Here is a 23697-nt window from a genome sequence, read left to right on the forward strand (position 1 = left end):
ATGCCGAGCAGTGCGCCGCACGGGCGCACCAGGCCGTGCGATGGTACCAGCCGGCCCGCGCACGCCCTGCGGCGTGGCTGCTATGGTTGCCGACGGCGCTCGCGAGAGGCAAGGAAACTTATTGCATTTGGATATGCGCGGCGCCGCGCTCATGCCCCGACCGCGAGCGGCGGTCCGAGCTGCTGCCAGCGCAGGTTCTCCGGCCGGCGCAGCCCCAGGTGCTCGCGCAGCGTGGTGCCCGTATAGCGCTCGCGGAACAGCCCGCGCCGGCGCAGTTCCGGCAGCACCAGTTCGATGAAGTCATCGAGCCCGCCCGGCAGCCAGGGCGGCATGACATTGAAGCCATCGGCGGCCTCGCCCTCGAACCACGCCTGCAGCTGGTCGGCGATGGACTGCGGCGTGCCGTGGATCGACCAGTGGCCGCGCGCGGTGGCCACGCGCAGGCACAGCTGGCGGATGGTGAGCCCCTCGCGCCGGGCCAGGCCGGTAACCAGCTGGAAGCGGCTCTTGGCGCCGTTCGGTTCGGCCAGGTTGTCGGGCAGCGGACCGTCCAGCGGATAGCCGCTCAGGTCGATCCCGCCCAGGTGCTGCGACAGCAGGGCCAGCCCCACCGACGGATGGATCAGGTTTTGCAGTGCTTCGAATTTCTCGTGCGCCTCGGCCTCGCTGCGGCCCACCACCGGGAACACGCCCGGCAGGATCTTGAGCTGGTCGGGCGTGCGGCCATAGCGCGCGAGCCGCGCTTTCAGGCCGCGATAGAAGGCCTGCGCATCCGCCAGCGACTGCTGCGCGGTGAAGATGACCTCGGCGGTGCGTGCGGCCAGCTCCTGCCCGGCCTCGGACGAGCCGGCCTGCACGATCACCGGATGGCCCTGCGGCGGGCGCGCGACGTTGAGCGGCCCGCGCACCTGGAAGTGCGCGCCGCGATGGTCCAGCGTGTGCAGCTTGTCCGCATCGAAATGCCGGCCGCTGTCCTTGTCGTACAGGAAGGCATCATCCTCCCAGGTGTCCCACAGCCCGGTGACCACGTCGACGAACTCCTCGGCACGGGCGTAGCGGTCAGCGTGCGCGGGATGACGCTCGAGGCTGAAGTTGCGCGCCTCGGCATCCGACCACGATGTCACCACGTTCCAGCCCGCGCGGCCGCCGCTGAGATGGTCGAGCGAGGCGAACTTGCGCGCCACATGAAAGGGCTCGTTGTAGGTGGTGGAGACGGTCGCCACCAGGCCGATGCGCTGCGTCACCGCCGCCAGTGCCGACAGCAGCGTCAGCGGCTCGAAGGTGGCGGCGCGCGCGGTGCGCGGCAGGGTGGCATCGTGCATGCCGCGGATCGCGACGCCGTCCGCCAGGAACAGCGCATCGAACCCCGCGGCCTCGGCGCGCTGCGCCAGTGCGATGTAGTGCGCCAGGTTGCGGCCGGCATCGGCCTGCGCGCCGGGATGGCGCCACCCGGCGACATGGTGCCCGGTGGCCTGGAGAAAGGCGCCCAGATGCAGCTGGCGCGGCGGCTTTTGCGATGACATCGATCGTGCTCTCCGGAAGAAGCTGGCTGGATCAGGCCGCTTGCCGTTGCGCGGCACCGGCGGACTGGTTGGCCGGCGCCGCGCCCTCGCCGCGCACGCCCGCCTTCACCGCCTTGCTGCGGCGGCCATCCACGCCGACCGGGATGTCGCCGGCCACGGTGGCGCGGCGCACCACGCGGTGCGCGTCGCCATAGTCGTTGATGGCGTAGTGCTGGGTGGCGCGGTTGTCCCAGATCGCGACGTCGCCCGCGCGCCAGCGCCAGCGCACGGTGTTCTCCAGCCGGTGCACATGGCCCTGCAGCACGGCAATCAGGTGTGCCGAATCGGCCGACGCGTAGTCCAGCAGCTTCTTGACGAAGTGGCCCAGCACCAGCGTGCGTTCACCGGTTTCCGGGTGCACGCGCACCACCGGGTGCTCGGTCTCGTAGAGCGCCGAGGTGAATACCTCGCGGTAGCGCTTCAGTCCTTCGTCGCTCGGATTGACGCGCGTGGCCGCGTAGTCGTAGTCGTTGGTGTGCAGCGCCCACAGCTTGTCGGCCAGTTCGCGCAGCGGCTCGGGCAGGTCCTGGTAAGCGGCGGCGGTGTTGGCCCACACCGTATCGCCGCCGGTGGCGGGAACGGTCACGGCGCGCAGCACCGAGACCGCGGGATAGGCCAGGTCGAAGGTCACGTCGGTATGCCAGGAGTTGGCGCGGCCGCCATGCTGCGAGTCAAGCTCAAGCAGCTGCGTGCCGTCGCGCGAAGGCACGGTCGGGTGCGGCACGGTGTCGCCGAACAGGCGCGCAAAGCCCTGCTGTGCGGCATCGTCAAGATGGACCTGGTCGCGGAAGAACAGCACCTTGTGCCTGAGCAAGGCTGCGCGGATCGCGGCGAAGGTGGCGGGCGGCAGGTCGCCGTGCAGCGCGACGCCGCGGATCTCGGCGCCGATGCGGCCGGCAACCGGGTGGATGTCGAGCTGGACGGGCTGGTCTTGCGTGGCGTTGGCTTGGGTCATCTTTAAGCTCCGGAGGGGATCAGGGTTGGGTCAGGCGAGTTCAGGTTCGGGGGCCCGCTGCACGACAGGCTCCTGCCCGGCGAATTCGCGCAGCACGGCATCGCGCGCCCGCGCGAAGGGAAGTCCGGCGCGTTCGCGCGGATGCGGCAGGTCCACCGGCAGGATGCGGCGGATGCGGCCGGGCCGGGGTTCCATCACCACCACGCGGTCGCCCAGGAAGACGGCTTCCTCGACGTCGTGGGTGACCAGGATCATGGTGATGCCCTCGGCCTGCCAGATGCGCTGCAGCTCCTGCTGCAGGTAGGCCCGCGTCATCGCATCGAGCGCGCCGAAGGGCTCGTCGAGCAGCAGGATCTCGGGCCGCGTCACCAGTGCCCGCGCAATCGCCACGCGCTGCGACATGCCGCCGGAGAGCTGGTGCGGATAGGCCTGCTCGAAGCCGCGCAGGCCAACCAGCGCGATATGCTCGCCAACGTTGCGGTCTTTCTCCGCGTCGCTGCCTGGGGTGTTGAGCAGCGCCAGCCGGATGTTCTGCTCGACTGTCAGCCACGGGAACAAGCGATGCTCCTGGAACACGATGCCGCGCTGCAGGCTGGTGCCCGATACGCGCTTGCCGTCCAGCAGGATCTCGCCGCGATAATCCTGTTCCAGCCCCACCACCAGCCGCAGCAGGGTGGACTTGCCGCAGCCGCTGGCGCCGACGATGCTGACGAACTCGCCCGGGGCGATGGTCAGGGTGATGTCCTCGAGCACGGGCAGCCCCCGGCCCTCGACTTCGTACTGCTTGTGCAGGTGCGCGATGCTTAGCGTGCCGGCATGTGGCATTTGTGGTCTCCGTTCAATAAGGGGCAGCGCGGCTCAGCCCGCGGCCACCGAGCGCCCGCGCCAGGCGAGCAGGCGGGATTCGATGCGGCTGGCAATCCAGTTCAGCGTGAAGCCGACCAGGCCGACCACGATCACGCCGAAGATCACCAGGTCCATCCAGAAGTTTTCGCGGCCGTCGGTCATGGTGTTGCCGATGCCCTTGCCGGATACCAGCAGGTACTCCGCGCCGAGCGTCGCCAGCCACGCATAGATCAGCGCCAGGTGGATGCCGGCGAAGATCGACGGGGCCGCCGACGGCAGCACCACGCGCCACAGTACCTGGGTGCGGTTGAAGCGCAGGACACGCGCCACCTCGAGCAGGTCGGCCGGCACGGCGCGGATGCCTTCGAAGGTGTTCAGCACCACCGGGAAGAATGCGGCCAGCGACAGGAACACCACCTTGGCGGCATCGCCCAGCCCGAACCAGACCGAGATCAGCGGGATCCATGCAAACAGCGAGATCTGCTTGACCGTGTGAAAGCTCGGACCGACCAGGCGTTCGAACAGGCGCGACAGGCCCAGCGCCGTGCCGAACACCAGCCCAGCGCTGGCGCCGATGGCGAAGCCGGCCAGGTCGCGCCAGAGGCTGGCGGCCAATGCCGTGGCCAGCGCGCCGCTTTGCACCTGGCGCACCGCGGTGTCCCAGACGCTGGATACCGGCACCAGCAGCGGCGACGTGGTCCAGCCAAAGCGCACGGCGGCCCACCACAGCGCGAGCAGCGCGAGCGGCAGCACCCAGCCGCGCAAGGCGCGGGGCAGGCGAACACGGGGGCGGATAGCAGAAGTAGTCATCGCGGCCTCGCCTCAGAAGCCCGGCTTGCGCCAGCGCAGCACCGCGCCTTCGGCCAGCGCCAGCGTCTTGTCCAGCGCAAAGCCAACCACGCCCACCACCACCACGGCGGCCAGCACCATGTCGAGCTGGAACAGCTGGCGCCCGTAGACGATCATGTAGCCCAGCCCCTCGGACGAGGCCAGCAGCTCCACCACCACCAGCGCCAGCCACGCGTGCGTCAGGCCGTAGCGCACGCCGTTCCACACCGGCGCGGCCGCGGCGGGCAGGACCACGCGCGACAGCGTCTGCCAGCGCGTGAGCTGCAGCACCCGCGCCACTTCCAGGTAGCGGGTCGGCACGCTGCCGATGCCCTTGTACGTGTTCAGCGCCACCGGCACGAAGGCGGCCTTGGCGATCAGGATCACCTTGAGCGCTTCGTCGATGCCGACCAGCAGCATCAGCAGCGGCAGCCAGCCCAGCACCGGCACCTGGCTGAAGGCCTTGAAGGTCGGGTAGACGTAGTCGCGCAACGTCGGTGACAGACCCATGGCCGCGCCCAGCGCCAGGCCGCCGGCCAGCCCCACGGCGAAGCCGCCGGCCACGCGCAGCGCGCTGATGGCGAGGTTGGCCTGCAGTTCCCCGCTTTGCCAGAGGTCGGCCAGCGTGCGTGCGACGTCCTCGGGTGCGGGCAGCACCTGCGGCGGAATCCAGGCATTGCGGGCGGCCACGTACCAGACCAGCAGCAGCGCCAGCGGCACCGGCCAGGCCAGCAGCCAGCATGTGGCGTCCTGCCAGCGCAATGGCTTGCGCGGGGAAGGCGCGCGCGGCGCTGCTGCGGCGGACAGTGAAAGCGATTCGGCGGCAGACATGATGTCAGGCTCCCAGGATCTTGCCGTTGGGTTGGTAGACGGGCCAGTAGCTCTGCAGGCTCAGGTCGTTGAGCGCAGCCTTCAGGAAGCGCTGGTCGATCCACTGGTCCACGTCAAAGCGCGCACGGCTCAGCTTGAAGCGATAGGCCTGCTCGACCGCGTCCTTGTAGCGGCTGACCAGGAAGGGATCGAAATTCGGGTTCAGCCGCACCCGCAGCGGCTCGCCGTCGAAGTCCTCCTTCCAGTGGTCATAAGGCGTGCCCGCACGCGCCCAGGTGCGCAGCACCTCCTCGCGATGGCTCTCGTCCGAGGCCCACCGCGCCGCCTCGACCGCGGCCTTCACCAGGTGCTGCGTGGCCTCCGGATAGCGCCCGGCGAATTCGTCGCTCACCAGTACGTGGCTTTGACGTGTGTAGATCGGCGACTGGTTCTTGCTGGAGTACAGGATGCGCACCGCGCCCTTGTCGCGCAGGCGCAGGATGTCCATCGCACCGATGGCGGCGTCGATGTCGCGCGTGGACAGCGCCGCCAGGTAGCCCGCCGTGTCCAGGTTCAGCAGGCGCAGGTCCTTGTCCGACAGCCCGTTCGCTTCCAGCAGGCGCAGCGCGGGCAGATGCATGTTGGTGCCCTTGAACAGCGACACGCGCTTGCCGCGCAGGTCGCTGACCGTCTTCAGCGGCGAATCGGGCGGCACTCCCACGTAGATGTTGGCGCGCACGCCGGTGGCCAGCACCAGCCGCGTCTTCAGGCCAGCGGAGCGTGCCACGATGGACGGCAGGTCTCCTTGCAGCGCAAAGTCGAGCTGACGGTTGGCCAGCGCCTCGTTGACGGCGGGGCCGGCGCCCTTGAAGAAGAACCACTCCACGCGCGTGCCGGTCGGCTTGAACGACTCCTCCAGCCAGCCGCGTGCATGGGCAATCGCCAGCGAGCTGCCGGCAAAGCTGGGCGGGGTGCCGGTGGCGGGCTGGGCCACGCCGACGCGGATCACGTCGGGCCGCGCGGCCGGGCTGGCGCTGAACGCGGACAGCGGCGACAGCGAAGCCGCCATGCCCAGACCAGACCAGGCCGCGCAGCGCAGCAGCTCGCGGCGGGTCAGCGTGGGTGCAGCGGTGGCATCGGGGCGCGGGGTCGTCATCGTGCAGACCTTCTTGAAGTGGAGGACGGCTCCACGATAAGCGGCGCTGCGCGCGGACCAGAACGAATGATTCCGGCTTTGGTTATCGGCCCCCCGCATATGGCGCGCAGCGCGGCGTTGGCATATCGGCATGCATTCTTCTTCGTTGGCCAAGTGCCGGTGCTGCCCTACAGTCTGCGCATTTTGATTCCTACCAGACTGACCACGCCCTCACGATGAGCAATGACCTGACTTCCGGCCGCCGGCGCTTCCTGCAGCGCGGGGCGTTGCTGGGCGCCGCCGCGGCCGGCGCCGCCACGGCGGCGCGCGCTGAACCCCTGACGGTTGCGCCGTGGACGCGCGCGCCGGGCGAGCCCGTGCTGTGGCATGCCTACGGCCAGCCGTCCCCGTTCGAGAAAGACGTGGTGCGGCGCAGCCGCAGCGCGGCGCCGCTGCCCGGCGCCAACTCGTCGATGACGCCGCTGCAGGACCTGCGCGGCATCATCACGCCGACCGGGCTGGTGTTCGAGCGCCATCACGCCGGCATCCCGCTGATCGACCCGGCGCAGCACCGGCTGGCGGTGCACGGGCTGGTGGCGCGCCCGCGCATCTTCACCATGGACGACCTGGTGCGCCTGCCGTCGGTATCGCGCATCCATTTCCTGGAGTGCTCGGGCAACACCGGACGCGAGTGGAAGGCGCCCGGCGCCAAGTCCGTGCAGATCAGCCACGGCCTGCTGTCTTGCTGTGAGTGGACCGGCGTGCCGTTGTCCGTGGTGCTCGACGAAGTCGGCGTGGCGCCGGATGCGGCCTGGGTGCTGGCCGAAGGCGCCGATGGCGCAGCCATGACGCGCAGCGTGCCGCTGGCCAAGGCTCTGGAAGATGCACTGCTGGTCTATGCGCAGAACGGCGAGATGCTGCGGCCCGAGCATGGCTATCCGCTGCGGCTGTTCCTGCCGGGCTATGAGGGCAACATGTCCATCAAGTGGCTGCGGCGCCTGAAGCTGGGGCGCGCGCCGTTCATGTCGCGCGAAGAGACGTCGAAGTACACGGACTCCTTGCCCGACGGCAGCGCGCGGCAGTTCACCTTCCTGATGGACGTGAAGTCCGTGATCACCTTTCCCGCGCCGGACCACAGACTGCGTGAGCGCGGGTTCTATGAGATCTCGGGCCTGGCGTGGTCGGGCCACGGGCGCATCCGCCGCGTCGAGGTGTCGGTCGATGGCGGCCGCAGCTGGCGCGAGGCGCAGCTGCAGGAGCCGGTGCTGGACCGCGCCCTGGTGCGTTTCCGCCTGCCGTGGCGCTGGGATGGCGGGCCAGCTTCGCTGGAGAGCCGCGCCATCGACGAAGCCGGCAACGTCCAGCCCACGCCGGACCAGCTGGTGGCCGCGCGCGGCGTGGCTTCCACCTATCACTACAACGCGATCCAGCGCTGGCGCGTGGCCGCGGACGGGAGCATTGCCAATGCGCGCGCTTGAACGAATCAGTGGTGCCGCCGCCGTGTTGGCGCTGGCTTGCGCTGCCCAAACGGTCCTTGCGCAGACCTACGGCATCGGCCGCCCCGCCAGCGAGCGCGACCTTGCCGCGTGGAATATCGATGTGGCCCCGGACGGCACGGGCCTGCCGCCAGGCAGCGGCACGGTCGCGCGGGGCCAGCAGGTCTATGCGCAGCACTGTGCCGCATGTCACGGCGTCAATGGCGAAGGCAAGCCGGCCGATGCGCTGGTGGGCGGGCAGGGCACGCTGAAGGACGCCGCCAGCGGCAAGAACCCCGTCAAGACCATCGGGAGCTTCTGGCCCTACGCCACCACGGTATTCGACTTCATCAACCGCGCCATGCCCTACAACGCGCCGCAGAGCCTGGCGCCGGACGAGGTCTATGCCGTCACCGCGTGGCTGCTGCACAAGAACGGCATCCTGCCCGCAGATGCCGTGCTGGACGCGCGCACGTTGCCGCAGGTGAAGATGCCGAACCGCGATGGCTTTGTCGCCGACGCGCGCCCGGATACGGCCAACGTGCCGTGCCGCAGCGGTTGCCCCGGCAAGCCCTGATGGCCCGCCAATGTCGAGACATGGATATGCGATAAGCGGATAAGGGCCAGCGATATGATTCGTTGACCGTGCAATGGCCGGCTCTCTACAGTGCAAGCTTGTACGCGGCATCCCGGATGTCGCATCGGCTTCCCCCGTATGCCAGAGCTTGCCATGACGACCGCAACCGCCCACGCCAGTGTTTCGCGCCAGCAGAGCGCGCCGCTTTCCACCGCATTGTCCGCAGACGCGGGCAACTTCGAGATCCGTCCGCTGGACGCGCCGCTGGGCGCGGAAGTGATCGGGCTCGACTTGTCGCAGCCGCTGTCCGACGCGGATTTTGTCCGCATCCACCGCGCCCACCTCGACTACCACGTGGTGGTGTTCCGCGACCAGCAGATCACGCCCGCGCAGCAGATCGGCTTCAGCCGTCGCTTCGGCCCGCTGCAGATACACGTGCTGCACCAGTTCCAGCTGCCGGGCCATGCGGAAGTGCTGGTGGTGTCCAACGTGGTCGAGAACGGCAAGCCGATCGGCCTGGGCGATGCCGGCCACTTCTGGCATTCGGACCTGTCGTACAAGGAAAAGCCCAGCCTCGGTTCGCTGCTGCATGCGCGCGAACTGCCTGCCGAGGGAGGCGACACGCTGTTCGCCAACATGCACCTGGCCTGGGACACGCTGCCGGCGGCGCTGCAGCGCGCCGTCGATGGCCTGCAGGCCGAGCACACCTACCTGGCGCGTTACGCCGAGCTGCAGCAGCGCAGCCCGTGGCGGCCCAACCTGACGCCGGAGCAGATCGCGCAGGTCAGGCCGGTGTTGCAGCCGGTGGTGCGCACCCATCCGGAAACGGGACGCAAGGCGCTCTTTGTCAGCGAGCACTTCACCACCCGCATCGTCGGCCTGCCCGAGGATGAAGGCCGCGACCTGCTGGAGCAGTTGTTCGCGCACAGCGTCAAGCCCGCCCATATCTACCGCCACCAGTGGCAGCCACATGACCTGGTGTTCTGGGACAACCGCTCGCTGCTGCATCTTGCCGCGGGCTGTCCGCCGGAGCTGCGGCGCGTGATGTACCGCACCACCATCGAAGGCGACGTGCCGCGCTGAAGGCGGCAGCGGTAGCGCAAGTCACCCCAGGGCGCTCGCAGCGGCGAGCGCCAATCCACCGTATCCTCCGGAGTCCTGATCATGTTTTCTCGTTTTTCCCGCAAGCTCGGCCTGCTGGCGCTGAGCGCCGGCCTGGCCATCACGGGCAGCGCGCACGCCGAAGGCAAGCTGCGCATCGCCGAGCAGTTCGGCGTGGTCTACCTGTTGCTCAACGTGGCGCGCGACCAGCAGCTGATTGAAAAGCACGGCAAGCAGCAGGGCGTCGACATCAAGGTCGAATGGACGCAACTGTCGGGCGGCGCCGCGGTCAATGACGCGCTGCTGTCCGGTGCCATCGATATCGCCGGCGCCGGCGTGGGCCCGCTGCTGACGCTGTGGGACCGCACCCACGGCAAGCAGAATGTGCGCGGCGTGGCGTCGCTGGGCAACTTCCCGTACTACCTGGTCAGCAACAACCCCAAGGTGAAGTCGATTGCCGATTTCACCGAGAAGGACCGCATTGCGCTGCCGGCGGTGGGCGTATCGGTGCAGTCGCGCGTGCTGCAACTGGCTGCGGCAAAGCAGTGGGGCGACAAGGAATACAACCGCCTCGACAAGTGGACCGTGGCGGTGCCGCACCCGGATGCGGCCGCGGCGATCATTTCCGGCGGCACCGAGATCACCGGGCACTTCGGCAATCCGCCGTTCCAGGAGCAGGAACTGGCGGGCAACCCCAACGCGCGCATCGTGCTGAATTCGTATGACGTGCTGGGCGGTCCGAGTTCTTCCACGGTGCTGTACGCGACCGAGAAGTTCCGCAGCGACAACCCCAAGACCTATCGCGCCTTCGTCGACGCGCTGGCCGAGGCCGCGGCCTTTGCCACCGCCAATCCGGAAGCGGCCGCCGACATCTACCTGCGCCAGAGCAAGGCCAGGACCGACCGCGCGCTGCTGCTGCGCGTGCTGAAGAACCCGCAGGTGCAGTTCCGCGTGGCGCCGCAGAACACCTTTGCGCTGGCCGCTTTCATGCACCGCGTGGGCGCGATCCGCAACCAGCCCAAGTCCTGGCAGGACTACTTCTTCCAGGACCCGGTCACCGCGCAGGGGAGCTGAGCATGGCCACGCATAACCTGCGCGTGGTGTCGGAGCGCGCCACGCCGTTGCTGCAGGTCGACGGCGTGTCGCTGGAGTACCGCACGCCAGAGCGCATCGTGCGCGCCACCCATCGCGTCAGCTTCGATGTGCATGCCGGCGACCGCTTCGTGCTGCTGGGCCCGTCCGGCTGCGGCAAGTCCACGCTACTGAAGGCGGTTGCCGGATTCGTTCCGCCCAGCGAGGGCGAGATCCGGCTCGAAGGCCGGCGGGTGCTGCAGCCCGGCCCGGACCGCATCGTGGTGTTCCAGGAGTTCGACCAGCTGCCGCCGTGGAAAACGGTGGTGCAGAACGTGATGTTTCCGCTGCGGCAGGCGCGCAAGCTGTCGCGGGCGGAGGCGCGCGAGCTGGCGCTGGACAGCCTGCACAAGGTTGGGCTGGCCGATTTTGCCGATGCCTACCCGCATACGCTGTCGGGCGGCATGAAGCAGCGCGTGGCGATCGCGCGCGCGCTGGCCATGCGCCCCAAGGTGCTGCTGATGGACGAGCCCTTTGCCGCGCTGGACGCGCTCACGCGCCGGCGCATGCAGGAAGAGCTGCTGGCGCTGTGGGACGACGCGGCCTTCACCTTGATGTTCGTTACGCATTCGATCGAAGAGGCGCTGGTGGTGGGCAGCCGCATCCTGCTGCTGTCGCCGCACCCGGGCCGCGTGCGCGCGGAGCTCAACAGCCACCAGTTCAGCCTGGCCAGCCAGGGCGGCGCCGAATTCCAGGCCGCCGCGCAACGCATCCACGGCCTGCTGTTCGACGCGCCGGCCACCATCGACCCGCCGCCGGCGCGCAGCGCGGCGGCACGCTGAAACCGACATCGCATCATGACGCAAACGACGCTGACCCTCGCCGACCCGCTGCGGCCCGAATACGAGCGCGAGCCCGAGCCGTTCACCGATGCCCCGCTGGCGCGCGCGTTGCCGTGGCACCAGCGCGCGTGGCAGCAGGACTGGCTGCGCAAGGCGCTGATCCTGCTGGCGCTGGGACTGATCTGGGAAGCGGTGGCGCGCGTGCAGGACAACGACCTGCTGCTGCCGTCGTGCCTGGCCACGATGCGAGCCTTTGCCGAGGCGGTGGCCAGCGGCGAGCTGCCGGGCAAGGCGGCAAGCTCCCTGTCGGTGCTGCTGCGCGGCTATGCCGCCGGCATCGTGCTGGCGTTCGTGCTGACCTCGCTGGCGGTATCGACGCGCGTCGGACGCGACCTGCTGGACACGCTTACCGCCATGTTCAACCCGCTGCCGGCGATTGCGCTGTTGCCGCTGGCGCTGCTGTGGTTCGGGCTTGGCACCGGCAGCCTGGTGTTCGTGCTGATCCATTCGGTGCTGTGGCCGCTCGCGCTGAACATGTACGCCGGCTTCCGCGCGGTACCGCCCACGCTGCGCATGGCCGGGCGCAACTACGGCCTGCGGGGCCTGCGCTATGTCGCGCTGGTGCTGGTGCCGGCGGCGCTGCCCGCGATCCTGTCGGGCCTGAAGATCGGCTGGGCCTTTGCCTGGCGCACGCTGATCGCCGCCGAACTGGTGTTCGGCGCGTCGTCGGGGCAGGGCGGACTGGGCTGGTTCATCTTCCAGAACCGCAATGAGCTCTATACCGACCGCGTGTTCGCCGGGCTGGCCGCGGTAATCCTGATCGGGCTGCTGGTCGAGGGACTGGTGTTCACCACGCTGGAGCGGCTGACGGTGCGCCGCTGGGGCATGCAGCATTAGCCTTGTCCGATGCCGCGCAGGCGCGTAGGCTACGGCTCCGGTAACGCACCGGAGCCTGCCCATGACCGCCATCCATCAAGCCGCCGCCCAGGGATTCGCCAGCCAGGCCGATACCTACGCGCGCGGACGCCCCGACTACCCCGCCGAGATCGACACCTGGCTGCGCGATGCGCTGGGTTTGCATGCCGGCCGCGTCGTGCTCGATCTCGGGGCTGGCACCGGCAAGTTCACGCGCCGGCTGGTGCAGACCGGCGCCACGGTGATCGCGGTGGAGCCGGTGGCGCAGATGCGTGCGCAGCTGGCGGACGCGGTGGCGCCGGTGCAAGCCCTGGAGGGCAGCGCCGAGGCGATCCCGCTGCCAGACGCCAGCGTCGACGCCGTGGTCTGCGCACAGGCGTTCCACTGGTTTGCCAACGCGCGCGCGCTGGCGGAGATTCGGCGCGTGCTGCGCCCCGGCGGCCGGCTCGGACTGGTATGGAACGTCCGGGATGAAAGCGTGGACTGGGTGGCGCAGCTGACTGCCATCATGGCGCAGTATGAAGGCGACGCGCCGCGCTTCTACAAGGGTGACTGGAAGCGGGTGTTTCCCGCCGCGGGCTTCGGGCCGCTGGCGCTGCACAGCCTGCCCTACGCGCATGTGGGGTCGCCACGGCAGGTGATCGTGGATCGCGTGATGTCGGTCAGCTTCATTGCGTCGCTGCCCGAGCCGGAACAGGAGCGCGTGCGCGCACGCCTGCACGCGCTCATCGACCAGCATCCGGCGCTGTCGGACCGCACCGAGGTCGCCTTCCCGTACCGCACCGAGGCCTATCACTGCGAACGGCTCGCCTGAGCTACATGGTCGCCTGCCGCACCCAGAATGCCGCGCCGACGCGCACCGGGCAGCGCTCGCGCTGCCGCTCCGCTTCCGCACGGCGGTGCGCGCGGGTGCTGGCCTGGACCTGCTCCCAGATCTCGAGCATGGCGCGGATCTTGGGCAAGGCATTGAATCCGGCCGCGGTCGGCAGCCAGCGCGTGCCGCAAGGCTGGAACAGCGGCATGCCGAGCGCGGCTTCGAGCTGGCGCAGCTGGTAATGGAGCCGTTGCGGCTGGATGCCGAGCGCCTGGGCGGCGCGGCCGGCGTCGCGATGCTGCATCAGCGCGACAAAGACACGCAGGGAGAGAAAAGAGACGCGCCGGTTGATGAGTCGGTAAGCCATGCCCATGTCATGGCCGGGGGGCGGTGTTGCGCTCGCGCGCTGCTACGGGTCCCCGGCGGATCGAAGTGGATCGATCGTAGCGGGGCGGCACGGGGCAGGTGAGCAGCCGGATTCAGAAATGCAGCGCGGAATCTTCCGGCGAGGCGTGCGGCAGCGCCGCAGTCAGTGCATCGGCAACTGGCCGATCGCGGTCAGTGCCAGCACCACGTCCGGCGACAGGCGGCGTTCGCTGCACGGCACCCCCGCGGTTTCGAGCGTGGTCCAGAGGTCGGCGTCGCCGGTGACGATGCGTTGCCGCAGCTGGGCCAGGTATGCATATTCCGCGGAGGTCAGCGGGCGCGGAGCGCTGCGCAGGTCGTCCAGGATGGCACCAAGCGAGAGTGCGGGAACGGTCATACCAAGGTCGGGAATAGCACGGCGATGAGACATTGCGGCGGAAACAGCAGGATGGTGCGGAGTTGAGCAACGCATGATTCTATCCATCCGCTGCAGCGGCCGCTAAAGCAAAAGCCGGGGCGATTTACCCCGCTGATTCCGCTTGCAAAGCCAGGAGTGGCGAATAGGCTAAGCGCGGGGCGCGCGATGTGGCGCATGCGGTGTCCAAAGGGCGCAGAACGCGCTTGCGCAACCGCGCAATCGAGCCAGGCACCGCGAATGTGTGTTGCAGAAAAACGCCACCATGCCAGCGTGCGGGCGTTGACTCCACCGCACACGGCCCGGTCCGGCAGCGCGGATTGACAACCCCCCGACCGTTCTATACGGTGGCGCATCGTTTCGACCCAACGCCTTCCGGGTTCATCGCCCGCCGCCCGCCATGCCACGCAAAGCCGCACAGGTTTCCGAAGCCGACAAGCACGCCGCCGCCGGCGGCGCCATTGCCGTGGACCGCGCCCTGTTCGTGCTGTCGGTGTTCCGGCTGGGCGATGGCGCGCTGGCGCTGGCCGAACTGGCGCAGCGCAGCGGCCTCTACAAGAGCACGCTGCTGCGCCTGCTGGCATCGCTCGAACACGCCGGGCTTGTGCTGCGCCACGCCGACGGCCGCTATGGGCTGGGGCCGGAGGTGGCGCGGCTGCACGCGGTCTACGCGGCGTCGTTCTCGCTCGAGGCGGTGGTGATGCCGGCGCTGCGCGAACTGGTCAACGTGACGCGGGAGAGCGCGGCCTTTCATGTCGAGCAGGGCGAGCACCGGATGTGCCTGTACCGCGTCGATTCGCCACAGCCGGTGCGCGACCACGTGCGCGCGGGCGAGCTGCTGCCGCGCGACCGCGGCGCCGGGGCGCGCGTGCTGCGTGCCTTTGCCGGCGAGCCCGGCGACCTCTATGACCGGATCCGGCAAGACGGCGTGGCGGCGCTGGTCGGCGACCGCAGCCCCGATCTGGCCGGGGTGTCGGCGCCGGTATTCGGCCCGGGCGGCGTACTGGCCGGCGCGCTGACGCTGACCTGCCCGGCGGCGCGTTACCGCGACGCTTTCCGCGACGATGTGCTGCGGGCAGCGCGCTCGCTGACGCGCGCGCTTGGTGGCACGGCGCCGCAAGGCACCCCGGGATCGACCGCGGACCCGCAGTAAAACTCCCCCAGGGTGCAGCGCACCCGACCCGGCTTGCAGGGGGTGCCATGCCGGCGCCGGCACGGGCTATCATGCGGCTGGCATGAAAAACAGCGCACGTCACATCTGGTGAAATCAGCGCCCGCATGCCTCGCGTCGCGCCCCCGTGGCCTGATGCCCGCCGATCGATATTGACGGCAGGCGGACGGCATCCTTGAGGAAATCCCTTGCACCTGGACCAGCAGACCATTGCGGTGGTGATGATGGTGTTTTTCTGCGGCACGCTGATCATTGCAGCGGGGCTGGTGTTCGCGCTGCGCGCGAGCACGGCGGGGCGGCTGTGGGCCTTCGGCCATGTGCTGGTGTCGGCCGCGGGGCTGGCGCTGGCGGTCAGCGCGGCCAGCGGCACCGGCCAGCTCGGCACGCTGGGCGCGTTCGCCTTCGTCGCCGGCTGGCTGCTGATCTACCGCGGCGTGCGGGTCTACTACGGCGTGCCGGCGCATCCGGGCGCGCTGGCAGGGACGGGCGCGATCGTGCTGGGCCTGATGGCGGCCTCCAGCGGCCTGCCCGAAGGCCCGCAGCTGGTGCTGCGCATCGTCTATGGCGTGCTGGCGCTGGTGTCGCTGGCTACCTTCGCCACGCTGGCGCGCGCCGGACGCGGGCGCCGCAGCATCGGGGCGCCGCTGGTGCTGGTGGCCAGCCTGGTGCAGCTGGCCACGCAGCTGGCGGGCTTCAGCCATGCCATGAGCCTGCCGGCGGGCGGCACGGCTGCAGCGCCGCTGACCCTGTTCTTCGCCGGCCCGGCCGGTTCGGCCTGGGTGCTGGCGCCGCTGATCGCCACGTTGCTGGGGCTGTTCGGCTTTACCGTGATGGCGATGGAGCAGATCGTCGCGCATAACGAAAGCGGCGCGCGCATCGATGCCCTGACCGGGCTGCTCAACCGCGGCGCGCTGGAGATGTCGGCGCTGTCGCTGGTGGCGCGCTGGCAGCGCGACGGCCAGCCGCTGTCGTGCCTGGTGATCGATATCGACTACTTCAAGCAGGTCAACGACAGCTGCGGCCACCACGCCGGCGATGCGGTGCTGCGCGAAGTGGCGCAGGCGCTGGACAACTCGCGCCGCGCCTCGGACGTGGCCGGGCGTTATGGCGGCGAAGAGTTCTGCGTGCTGTGCCCGCATACCGATGAGCAGCAGGCCTCGGCACTGGCCAACCGCGTGCTGCGCAAGGTGCATGCGATCGCCTTGCCCGCCGGGCGCGGCCATGCCAGCGTCAGCATCGGCGTAGCGCAGCTGCGCGGCGGCGCCGGCAGCCGGGAGGCGCTGTGGCGGACCCTGTTCGCCGATGCCGACCGCGCGCTCTACCATGCCAAGGCGCAAGGGCGCGACCGCTACGTGCTGGCCTCGTCGATGGCGGAGCCCGCCGCCGGCACGGCGGCTGCGCCGCTGCTGGAGCCGGCGCCAGACCTGGCCGGCTGAGCGCGGAATTGGCTTGTGCCGGCGGCCTGGCCGCTTATGTGGGCAGATCCGGTTCCGGCACGTCGCGCGGCGGCGCGCCGTCATAGCGCCACAGGAACTGGCGCGGCATCGGGCCCTTGTTGCGCCCGCCCTCGCACTGCTGCTCCCACGCGTGCGCGAGGATGCCGACCGAGCGCGACAGGCAGAACAGCCCGCGCGCGAGCGGCGCGGCGAAGCCCAGTTCGGCGTAGATCACCGCGGTGGCGCCATCGATGTTCATCGGGATCGGCTTGCCACGCCCGGCGCCGAGCGCTGCCTCGACCGCGCGCGCGATGGCCGCGTAGCGGCCGCTCACCACGCCGTCTTCCGCCGCGCGCTCGACCAGCGCCAGCAGCCGCGGCGCGCGCGGATCGACCGGATGGAAGCGGTGGCCGAAGCCGCCAACGTACTTGCCGTGCAGGTCGCGGTAGCGCCGCAGCGCTTCATCGACTGCCAGCGCCATCGTGCTGCCGGCGTCCAGCCGCTGCGCCACGTCCTGGTACAGGGCCACCGCCTGCTCGCCCGCGCCGCCATGCACGTCGCCCAGCACGTTGACGGCCGACGCCATGGCATTGTTCAGTCCCACGCCGCAGGTCGCGGCCATGCGCGCGATGGCGATGCTGGGCGCCTGCGGGCCATGGTCGACGGCGGCCATCAGCGCCGCGTCCAGCAGTTCGCCCTGGCCCGGGCCGGGCAGCTCGCCGCGCAGCATCAGCCAGATCATCTGCGCGAACGACACCCGGCCGATCAGCTGCTCGATCGGGTAGCCGCGGTAGCGGATCTCGCCCGGGCGCATGTCGATGATGCCGGTGCGCCACCAGTCCTGCGACAGGCGCTGGCCGGCATTCATGCCGTCGTCCTGTGTCTGGCTGCCGCTCATATCGCTCCCTCCTGGTTCAGTGCATCGATGTCCGCGTCGCTGTAGCCCAGGCTGCCCAGCACCTGGCGCGTATGCTGGCCCAGTTGCGGCGGCGGCGTGTCGACCGCCGGCGCTTCGCGGTTGAGCTTGAAGCCGGTGCGCACCACGCGGATGTCGCGGCCGACCCCGGGGGCATCGGCAAACTTGCCGATCATGCCGCGCTCGCTGACCTGCGGGTGGGCCAGCGTCTGCGGCACGTCCAGCACCGGCCCTGCGGGCACGCCGGCCGCGGTCAGCAGCGGCCACCACTCGGCGGCCGGCCGGGTTGCCAGTTCGGCTTCGAGCGCCTGCGTCAGCGCGGCCCGGTTGGCCAGCCGCGCCTGCCGCTGCGCGAAGCGCGCATCGTCAGCCAGTGCCGGGCGGCCCACCACGCGGCACAGCGCTTCGAACTGTTCCTGCTTGTTGGCGGCGATATTGAGCAGGCCGTCGGCGGTGCGGAAGGTGCCGGACGGGCTCGCGGTCATGTTCTCGTTACCCATCGGCGTGGGCGGCCGGCCTGCGATCAGGTGGTTGGATACCGCCCAGCCCATCGTGGCCAGCGTCGCTTCCAGCATCGATACGTCGATGAAATAGCCCTCGGTGCGCCCGGTATCGGCCAGCGCCGCCGACACCGCCAGCGCCGCGGTCAGCCCGCCGATGGTGTCGGACACCGGATAGCCCACCCGCAGCGGCGCGCTGTGCGCGTCGCCGGTGATCTGCATCACGCCGGCCATGCCCTGGATGATCTGGTCATAGGCGGGCAGCCCCGCGAGCGGCCCGTCCTGGCCGAAGCCCGAGATCGCGCAGTAGATCAGCCGCGGGTTGTCCTGCTTCAGGGTTTCATAGCCCAGTCCGAGGCGTTCCATCACGCCCGGCCGCAAGTTCTCGACCACCACGTCGGCGCTTTGCACCAGCCTGCGGAACACGGCCTTGCCGCTGGCGTGCTTCAGGTTCAGGGTGACCGACTGCTTGCCGGGGTTCTGAGCGAGGAACGACACGCCCATCAAGCGCTGGTTCAGCTCCGGGTCGGCGCCCAGCTGGCGCGCCAGGTCGCCGCTGCCGGGGGTTTCGACCTTGATGACTTCGGCGCCGAGGTGGGCCAGCTGGTGGCAGCAGAACGGCCCGGCCAGCACATTGGTGAGGTCGAGCACGCGGACATGGCGTAATGGTTTTTGCATGGCAGGGGGTCTGATCTCTGTTATCGTATTCCGTACAACAGAACAACGATCTTTTATAAAGAACAGACGCAGCATAGGAGCCGCTCCACGTCCATGTCAAGGTTGCCTGGGACGCGCCCCCGGCATGGCGGTCGGAGCCGGCAGGCACGGACCCGGTGGCTGCCCTACAATAGCGCCCCCGCCCGCGACGGCCTTGCGCCGCGCGGGCCACTTTGCTGGCAGGAAAATGGAATCGAAGATGTCAAACGCATGCGGCCTGGATTTCGGCACGTCCAACTCGACGGTGGGCTGGAGCCGCCCGGGCGGCGCGGCCGCGCTGCTGCCGCTGGAGGATGGCAAGACGACGCTGCCGTCGGTGATCTTCTTCCATGCCGAGGATCCGCTGGTCAGCTACGGCCGCGCCGCGCTGGGCGATTACCTGGCAGGCTACGAGGGCCGGTTGATGCGCTCGCTCAAGAGCCTGCTGGGCACCTCGATGATGGACGACAGCACCGAGGTGATGGGCCAGGCGATGCCGTTCCGCAAGCTGCTGGCGCATTTCATCGGCGAACTGAAGGCGCGCGCCGAGCAGGCCGCCGGTACCGGCTTCTCGCGTGCGGTGCTGGGGCGTCCGGTGTTCTTTATCGACGAGGATCCGGTGGCCGACCAGCTGGCCGAAGACACCCTGGCCGGGATCGCGCGCGACGCGGGCTTCAGCGAGATCGCGTTCCAGTATGAGCCGATCGCGGCGGCCTTCGACTACGAGGCCGGCATTACGCGCGAGGAGCTGGTGCTGGTTGCCGATATCGGCGGCGGCACCTCGGACTTCTCGCTGGTGCGGCTGTCGCCCGACCGCGCCGCGCGCAGCGACCGGCGCGACGACATCCTGGCCAACGGCGGCGTGCACATCGGCGGCACCGACTTCGACCGCGCGCTCAGCCTGGCGCGCGCGATGCCGCTGCTGGGCCTGGGCAGCGCGCTGCGCAACGGCAAGGCGATGCCGTCGAGCCAGTATTTCGACCTGGCCAGCTGGCACACCATCAACCTGCTCTATACGCGCAAGGCGTGGTCGCTGGTGATGGACAACTATCGCGACGCCGCCGACACGGTCAAGCTCGACCGCCTGGTGCGGCTGATCCGCGAGCGCGCCGGACACTGGCTGGCAATCCAGGTCGAAGCCGCCAAGATTGCGCTGTCGGACACGGACAGCACCGAGGTCGACCTGCACCGGCTTGAGCCGGACCTGTCGCTTACCATCACGCGCGACGAATTCGATGCGTCGATCGACAAGCTGGTGACGAAGACCGAGCAGACCGTGCACAAGCTGCTTGCCGACGCCGGCGTGCGCGGCGCCGCGGTCGACACCATCCTCTTTACCGGCGGCTCCAGCAGCGTGCCGCTGCTGCGCCAGCGGCTGGCAGCGCTGCTGCCCGAGGCGCGCTGCGTCGAAGGAGACCGCTTCGGCAGCATCGGCAGCGGGCTGGCGCTGGATGCGGTGAGAAAGTTTGGGTGAGGGGAGTACCCCTGTCAGAAGTCTGCTTGCTGTGAGCGCATGTCGCGCAAGCCAAAGGCATCGCCCAGCGCCAGCCTTGCCGCCCGCAACGCCCCGCGCGCGGCTGCGGCATCGCCGGCCAGGCGCAGCAGCGCCGGCAGTTCCTGCGGCGCGCGCAGCAGCCCGCCCAGCACCGCGGCCACATCGGTCTTGCCGCCGTCACCCATGCCAGCCGTGGCGGCCGCCGGCACGGCACGCGAAGCCGGATCGATGATCACCCGGCAAGCCGCGAACGGCAGCCGGCACGCCGACGCCATGCGCGCGGCCAGGTGCGATTCCATGTCGACGCACAGCGCCCCCGTGGCCCGGTGCAGCGAGGCCTTGGCGGCCACCGTCAGGACCGGCTGGTCGGCACCGGCCGCGGTGCCGATGCGCGCGTGCGGCAGTGCCGCGTGCATGGCGCGCGTCCACGTCGTGTCGGTGTCGTAGCGCTCGCCGGGCGCGCACACCGCATCCGCCAGCACCACAGCGCCGGGCGCCAGCGTCGGCTCCAGCCCGCCGGCCACGCCAAAGCTGAGGATGCCCATGCAGTGCCGGCTGGCCATGGCCGACACCTCTTGCTCCAGCGCCAGGCCGCGCACGCCGTGCACCACGCGGCAGTGCGGTCCGGCGGCGATGCGCGCCTCGAACGCCATGCCGGTGACGACCAGCACGAACGGCGACGTCACAGACCCCACGATAGCTGGCCGCTCTGGCCCATCTGGCCGCGTTGCAGGTTGCGGTAGCGCGCCAGCGCCCACAACGGAAAGTAGCGCGCATAGCCGTGGTAGCGCAGGTAGAACACGCGCGGGAAGCCCACCGCGGTAAAGCGGGGCTCATGCCACAGGCCGCCGGGCTGCTGCGTGCGCAGCAGGTAGTCGATGCCGCGCGCCACCGCCGGATGCTGCGTGGCGCCCGCCGCCATCATCGCCAGCAGCGCCCACGCGGTTTGCGAGGCCACGCTGGGCGCGGGCTCGTAGCCGCGGTAGTCGAGCCGGTAGCTGCTGCCGTCCTCGCCCCAGCCGCCGTCGGCGTTCTGGATCCGTGCCAGCCATGCCACCGCGCGCTGCAGTTCGGGCGCAGCAGGGGGCAGGCCGGCGGCGTTCAGCGCGCACAGCGCGCTCCAGGTGCCGTAGATGTAGTTGGTGCCCCAGCGGCCGAACCAGCTGCCGTCGGGCATCTGCTCGGCCAGCAGGTAGCGCAGCGCGCGCGCGGCGGGCTCGCTCTTGCCGGGGGTGGCGCCGGTCTGGCACAGCATCGACAGGCAGCGCGCCGACACGTCCGCGGTGGGCGGGTCCAGCAGCGCGCCGTGGTCGGCGAAGGGGATGTTGTTCAGGTACAGGTGCGTGTTCTCGGGCTCGAAGGCGCCCCAGCCGCCGTTGCCGCTCTGCATGCCGACGATCCACTCGGTGGCGCGGGCCACCGCCTCGCCGTAGCGTCCCGGCGCATCGTGCGCGCGCATGTAGCGGTCCATGGCGGCGGCCACCACCGCGGTGTCGTCGACGTCGGGGTAGTAGGCGTTGGCGTACTGGAAGGCCCAGCCGCCGGGGCGCAGCAGCGGGCGCCGCACCGCCCAGTCGCCGCGCAGGTCCAGCACCTGCAGCGGCCTGAGCCAGTCCAGCGCGCGCCCGGCGGCCTGCGCCGCGCGCGCTTCGCCGGTTTCAAGCAGCGCGTGCGTGGCCAGCGCGGTATCCCAGACCGGCGACAGGCAGGGCTGGCAATAGGCCTCGTCGCCGTGCTCGACCAGCAGGCGCTCGAGCGAACGCCGCGCCACCGCGCGCGCCGGATCGTCGGGCGGCTCGCCCAGCACGTCGAACATCATCACGCTGTTGGCCATCGCCGGGAAGATCGCGCCCAGCCCGTCCTCGCCGTTGAGTCGCTCGCGCACGAAGCGCTGTGCCGCGGCAATGGCGCGCCGGCGCAGCGTGCGCGGGAACAGCGGCTCGGCCACGCGCAGCAGCGCATCGAGCCCGCGGAACACCGTGTACCAGCCGGCATGCTGGTGGGGCGCGCGCGGCGGCAGGCCCACCGTGTGGCAGTTGCCGACGAAGAGTTCGTTGATGCCGACGCCGCGCGGGTTGCGCGCCTGCGGGCGCAGGCTGTTGAGCACCAGCAGCGGCACGATCACCGTGCGGGCCCAGTACGAGACCTTGGACAGGTGGAACGGGAACCAGCGCGGCAGCAGCATGATCTCGACCGGCATCATCGGCACCGCTTTCCATGGCAGCACGCCGTACAGCGCCAGCAGCGTGCGCGTAAACACGTTGCTGGCCTCGGCGCCGCCCATGGCGTGGATAGCCTGGCGCGCGCGCTGCATCGGCGCGGACTGCGGATCGTCGCCCGCCATCTTCAGCGCGAAATACGCCTTGACGCTGGCGCTGACATCGGAGCGGCCCTGATGGAACAGCGGCCAGCCCCCGTCCGGGTTCTGGATGCGGCGCAGGTAGCGGGCCATGCGCGCTTCCAGGTCGAGGTCGGGCTCTTCGCCGAGGTAGTGCACCATCAGCACGTATTCGGCGGGGATGGTGGCGTCGGCCTCGAGTTCGTAGATCCAATGGCCGTCGGGGCGCTGCTGGTGCAGCAGCGCGTCGAGGGCGCGGCCGATGCCGTGGTCTAGCGCTGGCGCGGACAAGCGTGTCGCCGGCGCTTGCGCCGGGCCGGCCGGCTCGCGCTGCGCGGCCTCGGTGTGCGGCGCGGCGTTGGCAAGGGCGGTCTCGTTCATCGACATGCAACCTCCTTGTGCCGGCGACCGGCATGGCCAGCCCCGGCGTGCATCGGCATGCCGCGCTCAGCCAATGGCGTGGCGCAGCACGATCCACAGCAATTGCGCGCGCGGCAGGCGCACGCGCTGGCGCGGCGCCCGCCAGGCCTGCGCGCACAGCCGCGCCAGGATGCGGTGGTAGACCTCCGCCATGATGCGCGGCGAACGCACTTGGCGTGCCGGGCAGCGCGCCATGATGGCGTGGGCCTGGTCGTAGTGGGCCTGGGCCTCGCGCGCCACGGTCGCGCATGCCTGTCCGAGCGCCGGGTGCGCGGCCACGGCCGCGGGCGTGGCGGTCGCGATGCCCGCCGCCGCCAGCGCCTCGGCCGGCAGGTAGAGCCGGCCGATGGCGGCATCCTCGTCGATATCGCGCAGGATATTGGTCAGCTGCAGTGCACGGCCCAGGTGGTGCGCCAGCGCAATGCCGCAATCCGTCTCGAGCCCGAACACGCGCACCGCCAGCCGGCCCACCGCGCTGGCCACGCGGTCGCAGTACAGGTCGAGGGTGGCGGCATCGGGTGCGCGGATATCCTGCACCACGTCCATGGTCATGCCGTCGATCACGGCAAGGAAGTCGGCCTGTTGCAGGTCGTAGGCGCGGATCTGCGCGCTCAGCGGCTGCAGCGGCGCGGGCGGGTTGCCGGCGTAGCAGGCGTCGATGTCGCGGCGCCAGGCGTCGAGCGCGGCCAGGCGCTCGGCGTGCGGCGCATCGCCGTCGGCGATATCGTCGACGGCGCGGCAGAACGCGTAGATCTGAAACATGGCCTGGCGCTGTGCCGCCGGCAGGATGCGCAGCGCGGCATGGAAGGAACTGCCCGACGAGGCGGCGGGACCAGCCTGGGCGCCGATGCCGGCGCGGCTGTCTGAAGCTGCGATCTGAGTACCGGCCACGTAACTCCTCGACACGCTGCTTACCGTCCCGCGCCGGCCGCGCGGCGTTGGCGCGCTACCCCGCCCGGGAGGTGGTTGTGGGTCGGGCGATTATAGCAATTTCACCTGCAACGGCACGGGCG

Annotated in this window: 23 protein-coding genes; 10 read left to right on the forward strand and 13 right to left on the reverse strand. The window is 70.1% G+C overall.

Going from position 1 to position 23697, the window contains the following annotated elements; genetic code table 11:
- Positions 1-149: 149 nt before the first annotated feature.
- Genes C7416_RS00985 through C7416_RS01010 form a run of 6 tightly spaced genes read right to left on the reverse strand, consistent with a single transcriptional unit; the run spans position 150 to position 6157 of the window.
- The gene (locus tag C7416_RS00985; protein ID WP_111516702.1) at positions 150-1523 is read right to left on the reverse strand and encodes an LLM class flavin-dependent oxidoreductase; all 1374 of its coding nucleotides are present in this window, start codon (positions 1521-1523) and stop codon (positions 150-152) included.
- A gap of 31 nt (positions 1524-1554) precedes the next feature.
- Entirely contained in the window at positions 1555-2517 is a 963-nt protein-coding gene (locus tag C7416_RS00990; protein WP_111516703.1) for a TauD/TfdA dioxygenase family protein, read from the reverse strand.
- A 30-nt stretch (positions 2518-2547) separates the two neighbouring features.
- Positions 2548-3342 carry an ABC transporter ATP-binding protein gene (locus C7416_RS00995; RefSeq protein ID WP_111516704.1) on the reverse strand — a complete coding sequence of 265 codons (795 nt, stop codon included), beginning with the start codon at positions 3340-3342 and terminating at the stop codon, positions 2548-2550.
- Positions 3343-3375: 33 nt separating this feature from the next.
- Positions 3376-4173 carry an ABC transporter permease gene (locus tag C7416_RS01000; protein WP_111516705.1) on the reverse strand — a complete coding sequence of 266 codons (798 nt, stop codon included), beginning with the start codon at positions 4171-4173 and terminating at the stop codon, positions 3376-3378.
- A 12-nt stretch (positions 4174-4185) separates the two neighbouring features.
- Positions 4186-5022, reverse strand: a complete 837-nt coding sequence (locus tag C7416_RS01005; RefSeq protein WP_111516706.1) for an ABC transporter permease — start codon at positions 5020-5022, stop codon at positions 4186-4188.
- A gap of 4 nt (positions 5023-5026) precedes the next feature.
- Positions 5027-6157: an ABC transporter substrate-binding protein gene (locus C7416_RS01010; RefSeq protein WP_111516707.1), complete on the reverse strand. Its 1131-nt coding sequence runs from the start codon at positions 6155-6157 to the stop codon at positions 5027-5029.
- 215 nt (positions 6158-6372) lie between these two features.
- Between C7416_RS01010 and soxC the strand changes: the two genes are divergently transcribed.
- The 7 genes from soxC (at position 6373) to C7416_RS01045 (ending at position 12931) form a co-directional block, all read left to right on the forward strand.
- Entirely contained in the window at positions 6373-7614 is a 1242-nt protein-coding gene (soxC, locus tag C7416_RS01015; protein WP_111516708.1) for a sulfite dehydrogenase, read from the forward strand.
- Positions 7601-8188: a c-type cytochrome gene (locus C7416_RS01020; RefSeq protein WP_111516709.1), complete on the forward strand. Its 588-nt coding sequence runs from the start codon at positions 7601-7603 to the stop codon at positions 8186-8188. Before soxC ends, C7416_RS01020 begins: the two co-directional genes overlap by 14 nt.
- Before the next feature lie 153 nt (positions 8189-8341).
- Positions 8342-9271, forward strand: a complete 930-nt coding sequence (locus C7416_RS01025) for a TauD/TfdA dioxygenase family protein (protein ID WP_181461116.1) — start codon at positions 8342-8344, stop codon at positions 9269-9271.
- A gap of 81 nt (positions 9272-9352) precedes the next feature.
- A complete protein-coding gene (locus C7416_RS01030; protein ID WP_111516711.1) occupies positions 9353-10363 on the forward strand; it encodes an ABC transporter substrate-binding protein in 1011 nt (336 codons plus the stop codon).
- 2 nt (positions 10364-10365) lie between these two features.
- Positions 10366-11202, forward strand: coding sequence for an ABC transporter ATP-binding protein (locus tag C7416_RS01035; RefSeq protein ID WP_111516712.1), 837 nt, complete (start codon positions 10366-10368; stop codon positions 11200-11202).
- Positions 11203-11217: 15 nt separating this feature from the next.
- Complete coding sequence (locus tag C7416_RS01040; RefSeq protein WP_111516713.1) at positions 11218-12099, forward strand: ABC transporter permease; 882 nt, start codon at positions 11218-11220, stop codon at positions 12097-12099.
- 61 nt (positions 12100-12160) lie between these two features.
- Positions 12161-12931 carry a class I SAM-dependent methyltransferase gene (locus tag C7416_RS01045; protein ID WP_111516714.1) on the forward strand — a complete coding sequence of 257 codons (771 nt, stop codon included), beginning with the start codon at positions 12161-12163 and terminating at the stop codon, positions 12929-12931.
- Between the two features lies 1 nt (position 12932).
- Here C7416_RS01045 and C7416_RS01050 read toward each other — a convergent pair whose 3' ends face one another.
- Complete coding sequence (locus tag C7416_RS01050) at positions 12933-13298, reverse strand: helix-turn-helix domain-containing protein (RefSeq protein WP_111517445.1); 366 nt, start codon at positions 13296-13298, stop codon at positions 12933-12935.
- Positions 13299-13460: 162 nt separating this feature from the next.
- Complete coding sequence (locus tag C7416_RS01055; RefSeq protein WP_231942684.1) at positions 13461-13694, reverse strand: IclR family transcriptional regulator; 234 nt, start codon at positions 13692-13694, stop codon at positions 13461-13463.
- Positions 13695-14112: 418 nt separating this feature from the next.
- On the opposite strand from C7416_RS01055, the gene C7416_RS01060 reads away from it, so the two are divergent.
- Both C7416_RS01060 and C7416_RS01065 read left to right on the forward strand, forming a co-directional pair.
- On the forward strand, positions 14113-14865 hold the full coding sequence (locus C7416_RS01060) for an IclR family transcriptional regulator (RefSeq protein WP_111516716.1): 753 nt from the start codon (positions 14113-14115) through the stop codon (positions 14863-14865).
- Positions 14866-15071: 206 nt separating this feature from the next.
- On the forward strand, positions 15072-16319 hold the full coding sequence (locus tag C7416_RS01065) for a GGDEF domain-containing protein (protein ID WP_111516717.1): 1248 nt from the start codon (positions 15072-15074) through the stop codon (positions 16317-16319).
- A 34-nt stretch (positions 16320-16353) separates the two neighbouring features.
- On the opposite strand, the gene C7416_RS01070 is transcribed toward C7416_RS01065, so the two are convergent.
- Together C7416_RS01070 and C7416_RS01075 are read right to left on the reverse strand one after the other, a co-directional pair.
- Complete coding sequence (locus tag C7416_RS01070) at positions 16354-17217, reverse strand: citryl-CoA lyase (RefSeq protein WP_111516718.1); 864 nt, start codon at positions 17215-17217, stop codon at positions 16354-16356.
- Positions 17214-18413: a CaiB/BaiF CoA transferase family protein gene (locus C7416_RS01075; RefSeq protein WP_111516719.1), complete on the reverse strand. Its 1200-nt coding sequence runs from the start codon at positions 18411-18413 to the stop codon at positions 17214-17216. Before C7416_RS01075 ends, C7416_RS01070 begins: the two co-directional genes overlap by 4 nt.
- A 226-nt stretch (positions 18414-18639) precedes the next feature.
- On the opposite strand from C7416_RS01075, the gene C7416_RS01080 reads away from it, so the two are divergent.
- Positions 18640-19905, forward strand: coding sequence for an Hsp70 family protein (locus C7416_RS01080; protein ID WP_111516720.1), 1266 nt, complete (start codon positions 18640-18642; stop codon positions 19903-19905).
- Positions 19906-19919: 14 nt separating this feature from the next.
- Here the strand turns inward: C7416_RS01080 and C7416_RS01085 are convergent, their stop codons facing one another.
- From C7416_RS01085 to hpnD, 3 genes are read right to left on the reverse strand one after another with little or no spacing between them, the layout of a single operon-like run.
- Positions 19920-20612 (reverse strand): phosphorylase, encoded by a 693-nt coding sequence (locus C7416_RS01085; RefSeq protein WP_111517446.1) that lies wholly within the window; start codon positions 20610-20612, stop codon positions 19920-19922.
- Positions 20609-22651, reverse strand: a complete 2043-nt coding sequence (shc, locus tag C7416_RS01090; RefSeq protein WP_111516721.1) for a squalene--hopene cyclase — start codon at positions 22649-22651, stop codon at positions 20609-20611. The genes C7416_RS01085 and shc overlap by 4 nt, the downstream gene beginning before the upstream one ends.
- Positions 22652-22711: 60 nt before the next feature.
- Entirely contained in the window at positions 22712-23575 is an 864-nt protein-coding gene (gene hpnD / locus C7416_RS01095) for a presqualene diphosphate synthase HpnD (RefSeq protein ID WP_111516722.1), read from the reverse strand.
- Positions 23576-23697 lie beyond the last annotated feature (122 nt).

The organism is Cupriavidus phytorum, from assembly GCF_003254285.1.
Lineage (GTDB): Bacteria > Pseudomonadota > Gammaproteobacteria > Burkholderiales > Burkholderiaceae > Cupriavidus > Cupriavidus phytorum.